The 14,917-nt window shown below is 66.5% G+C and carries 13 protein-coding genes; 7 read left to right on the top strand and 6 right to left on the bottom strand.

Annotation, left to right across the window (positions count from 1 at the left end; genetic code table 11):
* Positions 1-25: 25 nt before the first annotated feature.
* From OG225_RS22640 to OG225_RS22630, 3 genes are read left to right on the top strand one after another with little or no spacing between them, the layout of a single operon-like run.
* The gene (locus OG225_RS22640; protein ID WP_405177159.1) at positions 26-550 is read left to right on the top strand and encodes a hypothetical protein; all 525 of its coding nucleotides are present in this window, start codon (positions 26-28) and stop codon (positions 548-550) included.
* A 43-nt stretch (positions 551-593) separates the two neighbouring features.
* The gene (locus OG225_RS22635; RefSeq protein WP_405177158.1) at positions 594-2,480 is read left to right on the top strand and encodes a type IV secretory system conjugative DNA transfer family protein; all 1,887 of its coding nucleotides are present in this window, start codon (positions 594-596) and stop codon (positions 2,478-2,480) included.
* Positions 2,477-3,211, top strand: coding sequence for a DUF4913 domain-containing protein (locus tag OG225_RS22630; RefSeq protein ID WP_405177157.1), 735 nt, complete (start codon positions 2,477-2,479; stop codon positions 3,209-3,211). Before OG225_RS22635 ends, OG225_RS22630 begins: the two co-directional genes overlap by 4 nt.
* A gap of 23 nt (positions 3,212-3,234) precedes the next feature.
* Here OG225_RS22630 and OG225_RS22625 read toward each other — a convergent pair whose 3' ends face one another.
* On the bottom strand, positions 3,235-3,792 hold the full coding sequence (locus OG225_RS22625) for a hypothetical protein (protein WP_405177156.1): 558 nt from the start codon (positions 3,790-3,792) through the stop codon (positions 3,235-3,237).
* A gap of 322 nt (positions 3,793-4,114) precedes the next feature.
* Complete coding sequence (locus OG225_RS22620) at positions 4,115-5,011, bottom strand: peptidylprolyl isomerase (RefSeq protein ID WP_405177155.1); 897 nt, start codon at positions 5,009-5,011, stop codon at positions 4,115-4,117.
* Between the two features lie 187 nt (positions 5,012-5,198).
* On the opposite strand from OG225_RS22620, the gene hisS reads away from it, so the two are divergent.
* The 3 genes from hisS (at position 5,199) to OG225_RS22605 (ending at position 8,432) form a co-directional block, all read left to right on the top strand.
* Positions 5,199-6,473: a histidine--tRNA ligase gene (hisS, locus tag OG225_RS22615; protein WP_405177154.1), complete on the top strand. Its 1,275-nt coding sequence runs from the start codon at positions 5,199-5,201 to the stop codon at positions 6,471-6,473.
* A gap of 111 nt (positions 6,474-6,584) precedes the next feature.
* Entirely contained in the window at positions 6,585-7,232 is a 648-nt protein-coding gene (locus tag OG225_RS22610) for a hypothetical protein (protein ID WP_405177153.1), read from the top strand.
* A gap of 192 nt (positions 7,233-7,424) precedes the next feature.
* A complete protein-coding gene (locus tag OG225_RS22605; protein ID WP_405177152.1) occupies positions 7,425-8,432 on the top strand; it encodes a malate dehydrogenase in 1,008 nt (335 codons plus the stop codon).
* Positions 8,433-8,455: 23 nt separating this feature from the next.
* Here OG225_RS22605 and OG225_RS22600 read toward each other — a convergent pair whose 3' ends face one another.
* The 4 genes from OG225_RS22600 to OG225_RS22585 form a co-directional block, all read right to left on the bottom strand.
* Positions 8,456-9,538 (bottom strand): 2-oxoacid:ferredoxin oxidoreductase subunit beta, encoded by a 1,083-nt coding sequence (locus OG225_RS22600; protein WP_405177151.1) that lies wholly within the window; start codon positions 9,536-9,538, stop codon positions 8,456-8,458.
* 1 nt (position 9,539) lies between these two features.
* Positions 9,540-11,504, bottom strand: coding sequence for a 2-oxoacid:acceptor oxidoreductase subunit alpha (locus OG225_RS22595; protein WP_405177150.1), 1,965 nt, complete (start codon positions 11,502-11,504; stop codon positions 9,540-9,542).
* A gap of 114 nt (positions 11,505-11,618) precedes the next feature.
* Positions 11,619-12,635, bottom strand: a complete 1,017-nt coding sequence (locus tag OG225_RS22590; RefSeq protein WP_405177149.1) for an Rv2578c family radical SAM protein — start codon at positions 12,633-12,635, stop codon at positions 11,619-11,621.
* A gap of 24 nt (positions 12,636-12,659) precedes the next feature.
* Positions 12,660-13,670 (bottom strand): NAD-dependent epimerase/dehydratase family protein, encoded by a 1,011-nt coding sequence (locus tag OG225_RS22585; RefSeq protein WP_405177148.1) that lies wholly within the window; start codon positions 13,668-13,670, stop codon positions 12,660-12,662.
* 748 nt (positions 13,671-14,418) lie between these two features.
* Here OG225_RS22585 and OG225_RS22580 point away from each other — a divergent pair.
* A complete protein-coding gene (locus OG225_RS22580; protein ID WP_405177147.1) occupies positions 14,419-14,637 on the top strand; it encodes a hypothetical protein in 219 nt (72 codons plus the stop codon).
* Positions 14,638-14,917: the final 280 nt, after the last annotated feature.

Below are 14,917 nucleotides of genomic sequence, written 5' to 3'. Positions count from 1 at the left end.
AAGAGCCCGCGCGAAACTGGTGGTGATGCTGGTGGTGAGCGTAGCGACGCTGAGCGCGGCATGCGGGAGCGACAGCGACGGGCCGGATTCCGGCGCGTCGGATCGGGCCACGTCAACGACCCGGTTGCTCGAGGCCGCGCCCGCACCCGATCCGGTGACCCCCGACGGTGTCGCGGTCGCGGCGCTGAAGGAGATCTACACCTGGCAGCCCGCCGCCGAGCCCCAGGGCTCGTCGCTGGCCAGAGCCCGCAAATGGCTCGGTCCCAGCCTGATCCGGGTGCTCGACACCCCCGCCGCGTCGACCGAGACGCCCCGGCAGTCGTTGCAGTGGTCGGATTGGGCGAAGGCGAAAGCCACCGTTCAGGCCTTCACCTTCGCGTCGGGGGAGCGTCCGCCCGCGGGCGCGGACCCGAACACCGAGCAGTACAAGATCGGGATAGAGCAGACCGTCGTCTACCCGGACGGGCGCAAGGAGGAGTTGCCGCCGAGCACGGTCATCGCGACCGCCGTCCGCACGGCCGAGGGCTGGCGGCTCGACGCGTTCCGCTGACACCGCATCATTCACCACCGCAAGGCAATTCGAGGAGGCACAGATGGCAAAGAAGAAGCCGGTGAAAGATCCGGCCGCGGTCGGACCCGATCTCGGCCTGTACGCCGTCTACGCCGCTGCCGCGGTGTTCGCGACACTGCTGCTCGCCCTGCACCTGGGCAACGCGCTGTCGTCCCCACGCCAGGACGTCCCGGTCAATCCGATCGAGATCATCGCGAAAATGGCACGGGGACAACTGAAATGGCCGGTCGCCGCCACCGTGATCGTGCTGCTCGTCATCGCGGTGGGGGTGATCTACCTGCTGACGCGTAAACAGTCCAAGACCCGAGCGTCCAAGGGCAGACTCCCGGTCGATGACAAAGCCGATGTGATGGGTAACGGCGGTGCGATCGCGTCGCTGACCGAAGCGGGGGTACGGGAGAAGGCGGCGCAGCTCGGGATTCGGCTCGGGAGTCAGGACACACCCGGTGTGCCGATCGGTATCGGCGTCGCCGATGGCGCCATGTTGTACGGGTCGTACGAGGATCTGCACATCGACATCTGGGGTCCGCGCCAGGGGAAGTCGACCTCCCGCGTGATTCCGGCCATTCTCACCGCGATCGGTCCGGTGCTGGCCACCTCCAACAAGCGTGACGTGGTCGACGCGACCCGTGATGTGCGGGAGGCGAAGGGGAGTCCGACATTCGTCTTCGATCCGCAGGGTGTGGCGGCCGAGGAACCGACGTGGTACTGGAATCCGCTGAAATGGGTAGCGCCCGAACGGGCCGGGTTCGAGATGCGTGCGGCGCGTCTTGCGGGGCACTTTGCCGACAGCGACGACGGATCGGACGCCAAGACCGACGCGTTCTTCGATCCTGAGGCCGAGGATCTGCTCGCCGGTTTGTTCTTGGCCGCAGCCGTCGCGAAGGAGCCGATCACACGGGTGTGGTACTGGGTGACCCACCCCAGAGACGAAACTCCCATTCAGCTGTTACGCGATGCCGGCCACGAATTCACGGCCGATGGCCTGACCGCCCAGTATCAGGCCGACGAACGCACGCGTAGCAGTGTTTTCGGCACGGCGAAGAAAATGATCCGTTGCCTCAAATTGACCAATGTGCACGACTGGGTCACACCCGGTAGTACCCGTCTCGACAACGGACGCAGCCATGAACGAACACTGTTCGATGAACTGGAATTCATCGAGAACAACGGCACGCTCTACAGCCTGTCGTTGGAAGGACGCGGCTCGGCTGCGCCGCTGGTGAGTGCGCTGACCGAAGCGGTGATCGACGTCGCGATGCAGAAGGCGTCGAGGTCGCGCGGTGGACGTCTCGACATCCCCCTCCTTGCTGTCCTCGATGAGGCGGCAAACGTGGTGCGCTGGAAGGATCTTCCCAAGCAGTACAGCCACTTCGGGTCGCGTGGGATCGTCGTCATGACCGTGCTCCAATCGTGGGCGCAGGGCGTTCGCTGCTGGGGTGAGGACGGTATGTCCGCGCTCTGGTCCGCGGCTAATATCAAGGTGCTCGGCAGTGGTGTCGATGACACCAACTTCCTTCGCGATCGCTCCGAAGCGCTCGGGGAATACGATGCCATCTCGCAGTCGGTCTCCGAGTCCTCCAGTGGCAAGAGCTATTCCCGTTCGCTCGGTTCTTCCAAGACGTTCTCGGTGAACGGGCTCGCGACATTGCCGCGCGGGCGGGTCATCGTGTTCTCTTCGGGCGCACCGCCGGTACTCGTACGCACTGTTGCATGGTGGGAGAGCGAATATTCCGCCGAAGTCGAACAGTCGATCAAACGGCATGATCCGACACGAAAGACCGAGATCATCGACCTCATCGGATCACCGGCGCTCGACAAGTCCGCACCGCGACAAGACCCCCCGTCGTTGGTGAAGTCGGCGCCGCCGCAGGATCATGGGCAGCCAGAGGAGGCACGGCCGCTGTGAATGATCAGAAGCCCAAGTTCGCCACCGTGAACTCGTTCGTCGAGGAGTATCTTGTCGGGATCTATCAGCGACAGGTCACCGATACGAGCGATACGGTCTGGTGCGACCAGTGGTGGCGCCACGGTGAGGCGGCCGCCCGCCTCACCGCCGTGTGGCGGGCATGGGAACGATGGCATCGTGACGAGCGTGGCGGATTGAGTTACTGGCTGGTCCAGCATGCCGATCGGCACATGAAGCAACTGTTCGACCCGCGTGGGCCGTTCAAATATTGCAGTGTGCGTAACGGTCACCGCGGCGTGCTCGGCCCGCTGCCGACCGAGGCTCCGCCGAACGCTGTACTCGCCGAGCTGACACCCGAGCGTCACGATGACTGGTGGTATCCCACACTCGTCGACTTTGTTGACGGGTACCTCGGTCAGGTCTATCAGCGACAGGTCACCGACCTCAGTGATACCGCATGGTGCCCGCGGTGGTGGCAGCACAGGGAAGCTGTGGTCAGAATCGAATCGCTGTGGACCGCACACGAATTCGCTCGCAATGACCGATCGGACGGGCTGAGCGAATGGTTCCTGGAACATGCGGACCCGCAGATGAAGCAGCTCTTGGACCCGAGGGGGCCGTTCAAGTACTGCACGGTGCGGGGTGGGCACCAGAGTAAGGTGAGTCCGCTTCCGGTAACGACGGAACCGCCCGGATTGTTTGCCGAGCCCGATCCCGTGCCGGAGCGGTAGTCCGGCCGGATCGGTCCTACTACTCAGCGGCTACGTTCGAGCCCGCGGCCCAATTCTTGTTCGCGGGCTACCGTTGGCGTCGGCGCTTCTTTGGATCGTGTGCGGGCTGCTTCCTCGACGGGGTGCGCGTGCCCGGCTTCGACGAGCATCCGCACCGCCGCCAGTTCGGGTTCGACGCCGATCCTGGCGAGATGTGCCGCGATGGCGCTGCGGCGTTCTTCGGAGTCGTAGCGCATCTGCGGTGCGGCTACCGATGACGCGGTGGCAACCGAACCGGTGGCGACCGACATGCTCGAAGATCGATCCTTCTCCAGCGAGATACCGAGACTCTGACTCGTCACCGGCATCTCCATCATCCGCGCGAGTTCCACGTTGCGCGGATCCTTCGCTTTGGCGTCACGCGCCTCACGAACCTGGAGTTCCCTGGCCTCTTTGATGCGGGCCTCGGTGACCTTGACCCGTGCCTCGGCTTCTTTCTGGCCGCGCTCACGAGTCCGCAGTGCGACGAGGGTCGCAAGCTGCAACATGGTCCTCATCATCGCGCCTGTTTCCTTGGCGATGTCGTCCAATTCTCCGGACATGGCTGCTCCCCGATGCTGCGGTGATCACTATGGATTGTGGTGGTACTCGGTGACGAACTACTCGGTGACGAACTCTGCCCCTTGTCACGACCGAACGAGCGGTGATCCGAGGGGCAGCGTGTCGTCTGCAAACGCGGACATCAGAAGCCGGTCGCGTAGCACTCCCCGCCCGGGGGATCGGCCCGTTAGGGTTGGCTACGCTACGCGCGCTCCTTCTTTCGAGATTACCCGAGAAAGCCCTGGCACAACCGTACGGACGCGTCGGTTACAGCATATATCGCACAATTCCGACACGCAGGGGTAAGTCGCCGGACAACCTCGCTCAATCCATCTGAACGGACGTGATCGTTACGGGGGTGGTGGGTTTGCCGTCGCCCGGACCGTTCGAATTGTCCTGGCCCGCTTCGGCGATCTTGTCCAGGGTGCCCATGTCGCCCTTGTCGACGGTGCCGAAGATCGTGTACTGCGGCGGGAGTTGCGAATTGCCGTAGACGATGAAGAACTGGCTTCCGTTGGTGGCCTTGCCATCCACGCCGTCGGACCCGGTCGAACCGTTGGCGTTGGCCATGGCGAGCACGCCGCGTTCGTAGTCGACCGGCATCTGGAGGTTCGGGTCGCCCGCCGCGTACTGATCGGTCGGGTACTCGTTGTCGAATTCGTAACCGGGACCGCCCATTCCGGTGCCGACCGGGTCGCCGCACTGGAGCACCTTCAGGCCCTCGCTCGCGGTCATCCGGTGGCAGCTGGTGCCGTCGAAGTACTTCTGGTCCACCAGATTCATGAAGCTGTTGACCGTGCAGGGGGACTCGGCGTTGTTCAGCGTGAGTCCGATCGGGCCCGCGCTGGTCTCCACGCTGAGGCTGACCTTCGCGTCGTTACCCGTGGTCGGCACCGCGGTGCGTTCGGGTTTGTGCACCGGCTTGTCGGCGGGGGCGCGACCGTCGCGGTAGCTGCAGTTGACCAGTGCGGGCTTGGCCTTGGCGGCGGGCGGAGCTGCGGTCAGCGACGCGTCCTTGGGCTCGGCTGCGGTGTTGCTGTCGTTGTCGTCGCCCTTGGTCAGGAAGTACACCCCGGTCACCGCCGCGACCACGACGACGACGCCGAGCACGGATCCGGCGATCGTGAGTTGCTTGCGTTTGCGGGCCCGATCGGCGCGGGTGGCGAGCTGGCGCTCCAGCTTCCGCTTGGCCGCTGCTCGTCGCTGTTCGTTGCTCGGCACTGACACGTTCCTCCCGTTTTCCGGTCCTTTCGGGGGATCAGTGTGCCATCTCTTCCTTAGAGTTCCTCTAGACCTCCGGTGAGCGCGGCGGCCACGAGGCCGCAGGCGGGCTCCGCACCTGTGTGAGTGCGGCCCGAGGGACAACCGGTTGGACTTGTCGGGCCGCGGTGGTGGAAACTGGACCATCGTGACCAAGACCAGCCGCTTCTCCGCCCCGAAGGGGGTTCCGGATTACGTCCCGCCCGGCTCCTCGGAGTTCGTCGCGGTACGCGAGGAACTGATCCGTGCCGCCACCCTGGCCGGGTACGGGCATATCGAGCTGCCGATCTTCGAGGAGACGGCGCTGTTCGCGCGTGGCGTCGGCGAGTCGACCGACGTGGTCAGCAAGGAGATGTGGACCTTCGCCGACCGCAACGGTCAGAGTTTCACGCTGCGCCCGGAGGGCACGGCGGGCGTGATGCGCGCCGTCATCCAGCACGGCCTGGACAAATCCGCCCAGCTGCCGGTGAAGGTGGTCTACGCGGGGCCGTTCTTCCGCTACGAGAATCCGCAGGCCGGACGGTACCGGCAGTTGCAGCAGGTCGGTGTCGAGGCCATCGGCATGGACGATCCGGCCCTCGACGCCGAGGTCATCGCCATCGCCGACGCCGGATACCGCACGCTCGGCCTGAAGGATTTCCGGCTGGAGATCACCTCGCTCGGTGACGAGACCTGCCGACCGCAGTATCGGGAGCTGTTGCAGGAATTCCTGTACGGGTTGCCGTTGGACGAGGAGACCAAGCGTCGGGCCTCGATCAATCCGCTGCGGGTGCTCGACGACAAACGGCCCGAGGTCAAGGCTCTGACCGCCGCCGCGCCGTTGATGATCGACCACCTCTCGGAGTCGGCGAAGACGCATTTCGAGCAGGTGCTCGGATATCTCGACGCCCTGGGCGTGCCGTACGTGGTGAATCCGCGCATGGTCCGCGGACTCGACTACTACACCAAGACGACCTTCGAATTCGTGCACGACGGGTTGGGCGCGCAATCCGGGATCGGCGGCGGCGGTCGCTACGACGGACTGATGGCCGAATTGGGAGGCCAGCCGCTGTCCGGAATCGGCTTCGGCCTCGGTGTCGACCGGACCGTTCTCGCGCTGCGCGCGGAGGGCAGGCCCGCGGGCAATCCGGCGAGTTGCGAGGTGTTCGGGGTGCCGCTCGGCGACGCGGCGAAACAGGCTCTGTTCGTGCTCGCGGCTCGGTTGCGCGCGTCGGGTATCCGCGTGGATCTGGCCTACGGCGGTCGCGGAATCAAGGGCGCGATGAAGGCCGCCGACCGCTCGGGCGCGAAGTTCGCGCTGGTACTGGGCGACCGCGACCTGGCGGAGAACACCATCGGCCTGAAGGATCTCGGCGCCGGTGATCAGCGTCAGGTGCCGTTGGACGAGGTGGCGGGAATACTCGCCGAGGCCCTCGCCCGGTAGATCCCCGATCGGGGCCGGTCCCGCGTACCACAAGCGGCCCCGCGACGCCGGTGCACGCGGTAACGTGTCCGGCGCGCCGATGGTGCGCGAAGTCGCGGAGAGGCAGGGTCGGTGGAGTCGAATCCCGAGGGCGCGGAGGCCGTTTCGGCGATCGGCCTCGATCTGGTCGCACCCGAGGTGTACGCTCCGATGCTGCGCAAGCTGGTGCTGGCGGCGACCGGGGTCGGCGTCGGCGCGGCACTGCTGGCGGCCACGGCGCTGAGCTGGCCGGCGGCGGTCGCCATCGGCGTCATCGTCGCCGTGCCGACCATCGCCTATGCCCTCGCGATCCGGCGCAGGCGGATCTGGATGGCGGGCACCACGATTCACGTGCAACGGGTGTTCGGCGAGCGTCGCGTCGAACTGTCCGAGACGACCGGGGCCGAGCTGCTCGTGTACCCGGCCCGGCTCAGCCGGATCGTGCTGCGGGTGACAGCGGGACCGGAGACCCAGATCATCCCGCTGGCCATGTACACCGATACCGGTAGCGGCCGCGAACTGCACCTGCTGGGTCTGCGCAGGCTCGCCGACGCTCTGGCCGCGAGCCGATTGGCCGCCGCGATCGCCGTCTCGGACGTTCTCGTCCACCAGCTGCGCGCCGAGGCCCGCGACGCCGCACTGGGCGATCGGCCCCTCTACAAGGCCGTTCGACTGGCCAGAACCAACGACACGGTCTCCCCGGTCGTCCTCACCGACTCCGAGGTCGCCGAACTCGGCTGATCGGACACGCCGGTTTCCCCGCGCCCCGACACCCGGCCTGGCCGGCGAACGGCGACGCCGGTGAACCGCCCGCTGGGCTCGGTGAAGGGCGGTCGGCGACAACTGTCTGTTAGCTCACGCCCGGCCTTCGGGCTCGGTGAGACTCGATAGGGTTGGAGACGAGTTGACCGTCTGACGTAAGGAGCCGACGTCGTGAGCACCGCTCGGAACGCGCCCGTGACCGTTGCCGTCACCGGAGGAGCAGGCCAGATCGCCTACGGCCTGCTGTTCCGGATCGCCTCCGGGGCGATGCTCGGCTCCGAGACCCCGGTGCGGCTGCGGTTGCTGGAGATCCCCGCCGCCGTCGCGTCGCTCGAAGGTGTCGCGATGGAACTCGAGGACGGCGCTTTCCCGCTACTCGAATCCATCGATATCAGCGACGACCCGTGGGTCGGCTTCGACGGCGCGAATGTCGCGCTGCTGGTCGGTGCGCGGCCGCGCACGGCGGGGATGGAGCGCGGCGACCTGCTGGCCGCGAACGGGCCGATCTTCACCGAGCAGGGACAGGCGATCAACGCCAGCGCCGCCGACGACGTGAAGGTGCTCGTGGTCGGCAATCCGGCCAACACCAATGCCTTCATCGCGATGAGCAATGCCCCCGATGTGCCCGCCGAACGGTTCACGGCAATGACGCGCCTCGACCACAATCGCGCCATCGCCCAGCTGGCCAAGAAATCGGGCGCACCCGCCGCCGAAGTCGCTCGCGTCGCGATCTGGGGTAACCATTCGGCCACCCAGTATCCCGATATCACCCATGCCACCATCGGCGGTCGTCGCGCGCTCGACGTGATCGACGAGCCGGACTGGGTGCGTGCGGATTTCATCCCCACCGTCCAGCAGCGCGGCACCGCCATCATCCGGGCGCGCGGCGCGTCGTCGGCCGCCAGCGCGGCCAGTGCCGCGATCGACCACATTCACGACTGGTCGCTTGGAACCGGCGAGGGCGACTGGACATCCATGGCCGTCCCGTCGGACGGTTCCTACGGCATTCCCGAGGGCCTCATCAGTTCCTTCCCCGTCACCTGCGCCGACGGGGCGTACGCGATCGTGAGCGATCTCGAACTCGACGATTTCTCGCGCACCCGCGTCGACCTCAGCGTCGCCGAACTCGAACAGGAACGCGGCGCGGTCATAGACCTCGGATTCGCCAAACGCGTCTGACAACGGCCGCGGTCGGCCGCCGCTCAGCCGCCGACGGTCCAGGTCTCCGAACCGGTGAGCAGGTTCTGTAGGGAACCGGAGTCGACGGGTGTGCGCTCACGGGCGGTATCGGTCTGCGCGCGGACGCCGTCGTCGTAGGTGGGGCGGCTGACACTGCGGAAGATGCCGGTGACGACGTGGTCGAGATCCTGATCCGACAGGCGCGAGAGCGCGTAGGCGTATTCGGGGCTGTCGGCATAGGCGTCGTGCACGACGATATCGGATTCGGCCACCCGGTCGGCTCGCGCGGCCGCGAGACCGAAACCGTCTCGCACCACGGCGAATTCGCGATCGGCGCCGAAACGGATGGGTTCGGCGTGGCGCAGCGGGACGAGATGGTCGGCGGCGGTGTCGCGGCGCAGCGCGTCGAAGGAGCCGTCGTTGAAGATCGGGCAGTCCTGCAAGATCTCCACGAAGGAGGTGCCCCGGTGTTCGGCGGCGGCCCGCAGCACCTCGGTGAGTCCGGCGCGATCGGAGTCCAGGGCGCGGGCGGCGAAGGTCGCCTCGGCGCCGAGCGCCACGGACAGGGTGTTGAACGGCCGGTCCACCGATCCCATCGGGGTGGATTTGGTGACCTTGCCGGGTTCGGAGGTGGGCGAGTACTGACCCTTGGTCAAGCCGTAGATCCTGTTGTTGAACAGCAGGATCGTCATGTTCACATTGCGCCGCAGCGCGTGGATCAGATGGTTGCCGCCGATCGAGAGGGCGTCGCCGTCACCGGTGACGACCCAGACCGACAGGTCGGGGCGGGTGACGGCCAATCCGGTGGCGATGGCGGGCGCGCGACCATGGATGGAATGCAGACCGTATGCCTCCAGGTAGTACGGGAAGCGGCTCGAGCAGCCGATCCCGGAGACGAACATGAGATTCTCGCGGCGCAGACCCAGGTCGGCGAGGAATCCGCGCACGGTCGCCAGGATGACGTAATCGCCGCAGCCGGGGCACCAGCGCACTTCCTGGTCGGAGGTGAAATCCTTGACCTTCTGCGGACCGGTCGCCGCGGGCACCCCGGACAGACCGGTGAGCCCCAGATCGGTTCCGACGAGCGAAGTCTCGATGATGGTCATCTCAGTTACCCCCGGTACCGGAGCGTGCGGACGGTGATCGGTCGGCCGTCGGCGCGCGGTAGGTGGCCCTGGCGCGGGCGGCGAACGCCTTGCCGTGTTCCAACTCCGCGAGCGAGCCGTCGATGGCGGCGGCGATGACGCCGACGAGTTCCTGCGCCGAGAACGCGGTGCCCGCGATCTTCGTCCACGGCAGCACGTCGACGAGATATCTCGCGCGCAGCAGCATGGCGAGCTGCCCGCCGTTCATTTCGGGGACGACCACGGTGCGGTAGCGGCGCAACACGTCGCCGAGATCGGGCGGGAGCGGGTTGAGGTGGCGCACGTGGGCCTGGGCGACGGACACGCCGCGACGGCGGGCGCGGCGGCACGCCTCACCGATGGGACCGTAGGAACTGCCCCAGCCCAACATCAGGAGTTCGGCGTCGCCGTCCGGATCGTCGACCTCGAGTGAAGGCACGTCGATGCCGTCGATCTTGGCCTGCCGGAGCCGGACCATGAGTTCGTGGTTGTCCGGCTCGTAGGAGATGTTGCCGCTGCCGTCGGCCTTCTCCAGGCCGCCGATGCGATGGGCGAGTCCCGCGGTGCCGGGCACGGCGATGGGTCGGGCCAGGGTGTCCGGGTCGCGGGCGTAGGGCTGGAATCCCGCGCCGTCCTCGGCGTCGGGTTCGAAGCCCGGATCGATGGGTTCCATGGTCGCGACATCGGGTATCGACCACGGTTCGGAACCGTTGGCGATCGCGCCGTCGGAGAGCAGCAGTACCGGCGTCCGGTAGGTGAGCGCGATCCGCGCGGCCTGCACCGCCGTGGCGAAACAGTCGGCGGGAGAGCGCGGTGCGAGGACCGCGACGGGGGATTCGCCGTTGCGGCCGTAGAGGGCCTGCAACAGATCCGATTGCTCGGTCTTGGTCGGCAGACCGGTGGACGGGCCACCGCGCTGGACATCGATGATCACCAGCGGCAGTTCCGTCATGACGGCCAACCCGATGGTCTCGCTCTTCAACGCGAGACCCGGCCCCGACGTACTCGTCACCCCGAGCGCACCGCCGAGCGCAGCGCCCAGGGCCGCACCGATTCCCGCGATCTCGTCCTCGGCCTGGAAGGTCGTGACGCCGAAGTTCTTGTGCTTGCTCAGCTCGTGCAGGATGTCGGAGGCCGGGGTGATCGGGTAGGTGCCGAGGAAGACCGGCAGCCCGGCCAACTGTCCCGCCGTCACCAGTCCGTAGGCGAGCGCGGTATTGCCGGTGATCTGCCGATAGGTGCCGGGCGCGAGCGCGGCGGGCGCGATCTCGTAGGTGGTGGCGAAACTCTCCGTCGTCTCGCCGTAATTCCAGCCCGCGCGGAACGCGAGGATATTGGCCTCGGCGATATCGGGTTTCGTCGCGAACTTCTCCCGCGTGAATTTCTCGGTGCCGCCGATCGGACGCCCGTACATCCAGGACAGCAGTCCGAGCGCGAACATGTTCTTGGCCCGCTGCGCGTCCTTCTTGCCGACACCGGCGGGTTCGGTGGCGGTCAGGGTCATCGAGGTCATGGCAACGCGGTGCACGGTGAAATCGGCGAGGGTGCCGTCCTCGAGTGGATCGCCCGCGTAACCGGCCTTGCTGAGATTGCGTTTGGTGAACTCGTCGACGTTCACGATCACCGTGCCGCCGCGCGGCACCTCTTCCAGATTCGTCTTCAGCGCGGCCGGGTTCATCGCCACCAGAACGTCGGGCTGATCGCCCGCGGTGAGGATGTCGTAGTCGGCGATCTGGATCTGGAACGACGAGACGCCGGGCAGCGTGCCCTGTGGCGCGCGGATCTCGGCGGGGAAATTGGGCTGGGTGGCCAGGTCGTTGCCGAACGCGGCGGCCTCGTGCGTGAACCTGTCGCCGGTCAACTGCATTCCGTCGCCGGAGTCACCGGCGAATCGGATCACGACCTTTTCCAATTTCGCTGTGCCGATTGCACTTTGGTGCGAGACCATATGCCTTGTCCACTTCCTCGTCGCGTGAGAGGGGTGCTAGTGGCCAAAGTACTCCGCGAGACGCCTTCGGCGCGGGCGAAGCGCTGTCTCGGCCGAAATCGGCGCGGCGCGTCGTCAGGTGAACAACGACAGTTGCGGATCGGCGTCGGGTTCGGGCGCCGGATCGGCGTCGGGGACACGGGCGGAGGACCCGGCCAGTCCGTGACGGCGCAGTAGCGGATCGACGCGTTCGCGCAACCACGCCGCGTATTCCGGGGTGACGTAGGCGCCGCGCCCGTAGAGCTGACGGTATCGGCGCAGCATCGCCGGATGCGCCTCGGCGAGCCAGCCGAGGAACCAGCCCCGCGTCGCCCCGCGCAGATGCATCGGAAAGGCGACCGCCGAACTCGCGCCCGCCGCCGCGATGGCGCCGAAGAGTTCGTCGAGATGGGATCGGCTGTCGGTGAGATAGGGGATGACCGGGGCCACCATCACGTTGACGTCGAATCCGGCCCCGCTCAGCGCGCCGACCATGTCGAGCCGGGCGCGCGGCGACGGTGTGCCCGATTCCAGCCCGTGGTGCAGGTCGGTGTCGAGAATCGCGATGGACACCGCCACGCGCACCGGAACCTCACGCGCGGCGAGGGTGAGCAGAGGCAGGTCGCGCCGCAGCAGGGTGCCCTTGGTGAGAATCGAGAACGGCGTGCCGGAGTCGGTGAGCGCGCGGATGATTCCGGGCATCAGGCGGTAGCGGCCCTCCGCGCGCTGGTACGGGTCGGTATTGGTGCCCAGCGCCACCGCCTCGCGTTGCCAGGAACGCCGGCCGAGTTCCTTGCGCAGCACCGCGGCGATATTCGTCTTCACCACGATCTGGGCGTCGAAATCGCGTCCGGCGTCCAGATCCAGATATTCGTGGGTCGGGCGCGCGAAGCAGTACCGGCAGGCATGCGAACACCCGCGCATCGGATTGATCGTCCAGCGGAACGGCAGCGACGAATCCGGTGGCAACTTGTTCAGCGCGCTCTTGCAGAGCACCTCGTGGAAGGTCATCCCGTCGAATTCCGGGGTCCGCACGGTGCGGACGAAACCCGCCCGGCCGAGGCCGGGCAGTGCGCCGTCGTCGGCGTCCAGGGATTGGTTCTGCCACCGCACCCCGCCAGTCGAACATGTGTTCTATTATCTGTCAAGCGACCCGGCAGGTACGCGCCGGGCGAAGAGTTCCGGGTCGGCGAAGAATTCCACCAGGTCACGCACCGTCTCGTCGGTCGGGCGCGGCTGGTAGCCCAGTTCGCGTTCGGCCTTGGCGTGGTCGACCACCGGCGCGGAGACCAGCGCGCCCAGCGCCGCGCGCGAGATGACGTCGGTACGCAGCAGCTTGCCGATCGGGGCGAGGACCGGGATCAGACCGCCGACCAGCTTGGGCGAGATGGTGAACTTCGGTCCCTTCTTCCCGCCGTGGCGCGCCACGAGCCTGCACAGGTCGAGCATCGAGATCATCGAACCGCCGAGCAGGTAGTTCTCGCCGGTCCTGCCGTTGTCCGCCGCCAGGATCAGGCCCGCGGCGACATCGCGGACGTCGACGAGGTCGAATCCGCCGCCGATCATCGCCGGGATGCGGCCCTGGGCGGCGTCGCGCAGCGTGCGATTGATCCGCGACAGCGGCGTGCCCAGATCCGCGGGCCCGAAAACCCCGGTCGGGTTGCACAGCACGGCGTCGAGTCCCTTGTCGACGACCGCGCGCAAGGCCACCTCACCCGCCCATTTCGACCGGTCGTAGACGGGAAGCGCGGGCGCGACGGATCGGGCGGAGGTCTCATCGATGCGGCCGCCGCAGGTGTACTGATCGAAGGCGTGGATCGAACTGGCGTGCACCATGCGCCGCGCGCCGACCTCCAGCACGGCCTCGGCGACCACGCGCACACCCTCGGTGTTGACCTTCCACGCCAGGTCGTTGCGATCGGCGAGGGTGATCACCGCGACCAGGTGGTACACGACCTCGGCGCCGCTCAGCGCCGCCCGCATCGACGCGGGGTCGAGGACATCGCCGCTGACCCAGGTGACATTCGGTTCGGTCGACCGCTGCGGCGCCATCCTATCGATGGCGACGACCTCGTCGCCTCGATCGATCAGCAGGCGGAGCAGGTTCGTACCGAGGTAGCCGGCTGCGCCGGTCACTGCGACCTTCATGGGAACGAGAATATAGAACTTGTTCTAACATGCAAATCGCAGCGATAGCGTGCCTTTTATGCGCTCATACAGTCACACGTTACTGTTTCACTATGGGGCTGTCGCACGAATAGATGACATCCTGACCTGCCCCACCGTCCTGCCTCCGGGATCGGGTGGGCCCACACCGTTCGGGCAACGAGAATGCGTGTGTTCGGAGCCGCCGCCGCGACCAAGTCCGAGGCCGATCAATCCCAGTGTCGGAGGTCATGCTGCGTGAGGTCCGCGCCGGGGAGTGGAGCGATTTCCGCAGACAGCCCCGGCCGTCGATACTGTTCTCCCACTTCACCGCAGAGGAACTCGGCGCCTTCACCGCGTGTCGCAGCGGTTGTCGGGACCCGCCGCGTCCCAGAAGTATCCTCCCGTTCATGCGCTGATGGCTCGTCGGGGCCGTCGAACCGGGGGTGGAGTGAGGCGGTCGAACGCAAGCCGACGTAGTTCAACGGTAGAACTTCTGCTTCTGCCCCAACACAATTCGGCGTTCCGCGACTCGCTTCGTACGCCTATTTCTATCGGGGTGGATACCTGCAAGCTATCGACTGCCGAGTGATGCTGTAGCGCATCGCATTCGGGCGCGTTCGGCTGAAGATGTAGAGTAGATAAAGACCTCGTCGCCTCCGCGGCGATCGTGCATCGTAGGTCCAGGCAGGCCGGATTCACATACTCCCGGCTGCGGTCATTCATCGAACCGTCGCGCATGTTTCGGCTGATGACGGGACGTGTCGGCGATGCCCTCGGCATACCTCCGAACTCGGCGCACCTGCCCACCTTTCGCAAGGTGCGTGAGCTGACCGGCAAGATCCGCGAGTTCATCAACGGCTGGAACCCCGCGCGAAACCCTTCGCCTGGACCAAGAACGCCGAACAAGTCCTCGCCAAAGCAGACCGCCGAAGAACTTCAATACGGCCCACTAGTGTGTCGCGCCTGAGATCCGTTGAAGATATTTGGCGAGTGATTCGAGGATCTCTTCCGCGGTTTTGCGCCAGACGAAGGGTTTCGGGTCGGCGTTCCATTGCTTGATCCAGGCACTGATGTCTTTGTCCAGCGCGGCAACGCTTTTGTGGACTCCTCGGCGCAGAAAACGAACTGATATTCGAGCAGTTCGCGGCCGCGCGGCTCGCCGCTGGTCCGACACCTGAAGGAACCCCCATCCCCGGGTTCGGAGGGAAGTTCTCCGACGACACGTCGGCACCGAGTTCGAAGGTTGG

Source organism: Nocardia sp. NBC_01377 (genome assembly GCF_045040005.1).
GTDB lineage: Bacteria > Actinomycetota > Actinomycetes > Mycobacteriales > Mycobacteriaceae > Nocardia > Nocardia noduli.
The sequence above is the reverse complement of the archived record's forward strand: the minus strand, read 5'-3'. Positions and strand labels throughout refer to the sequence as shown.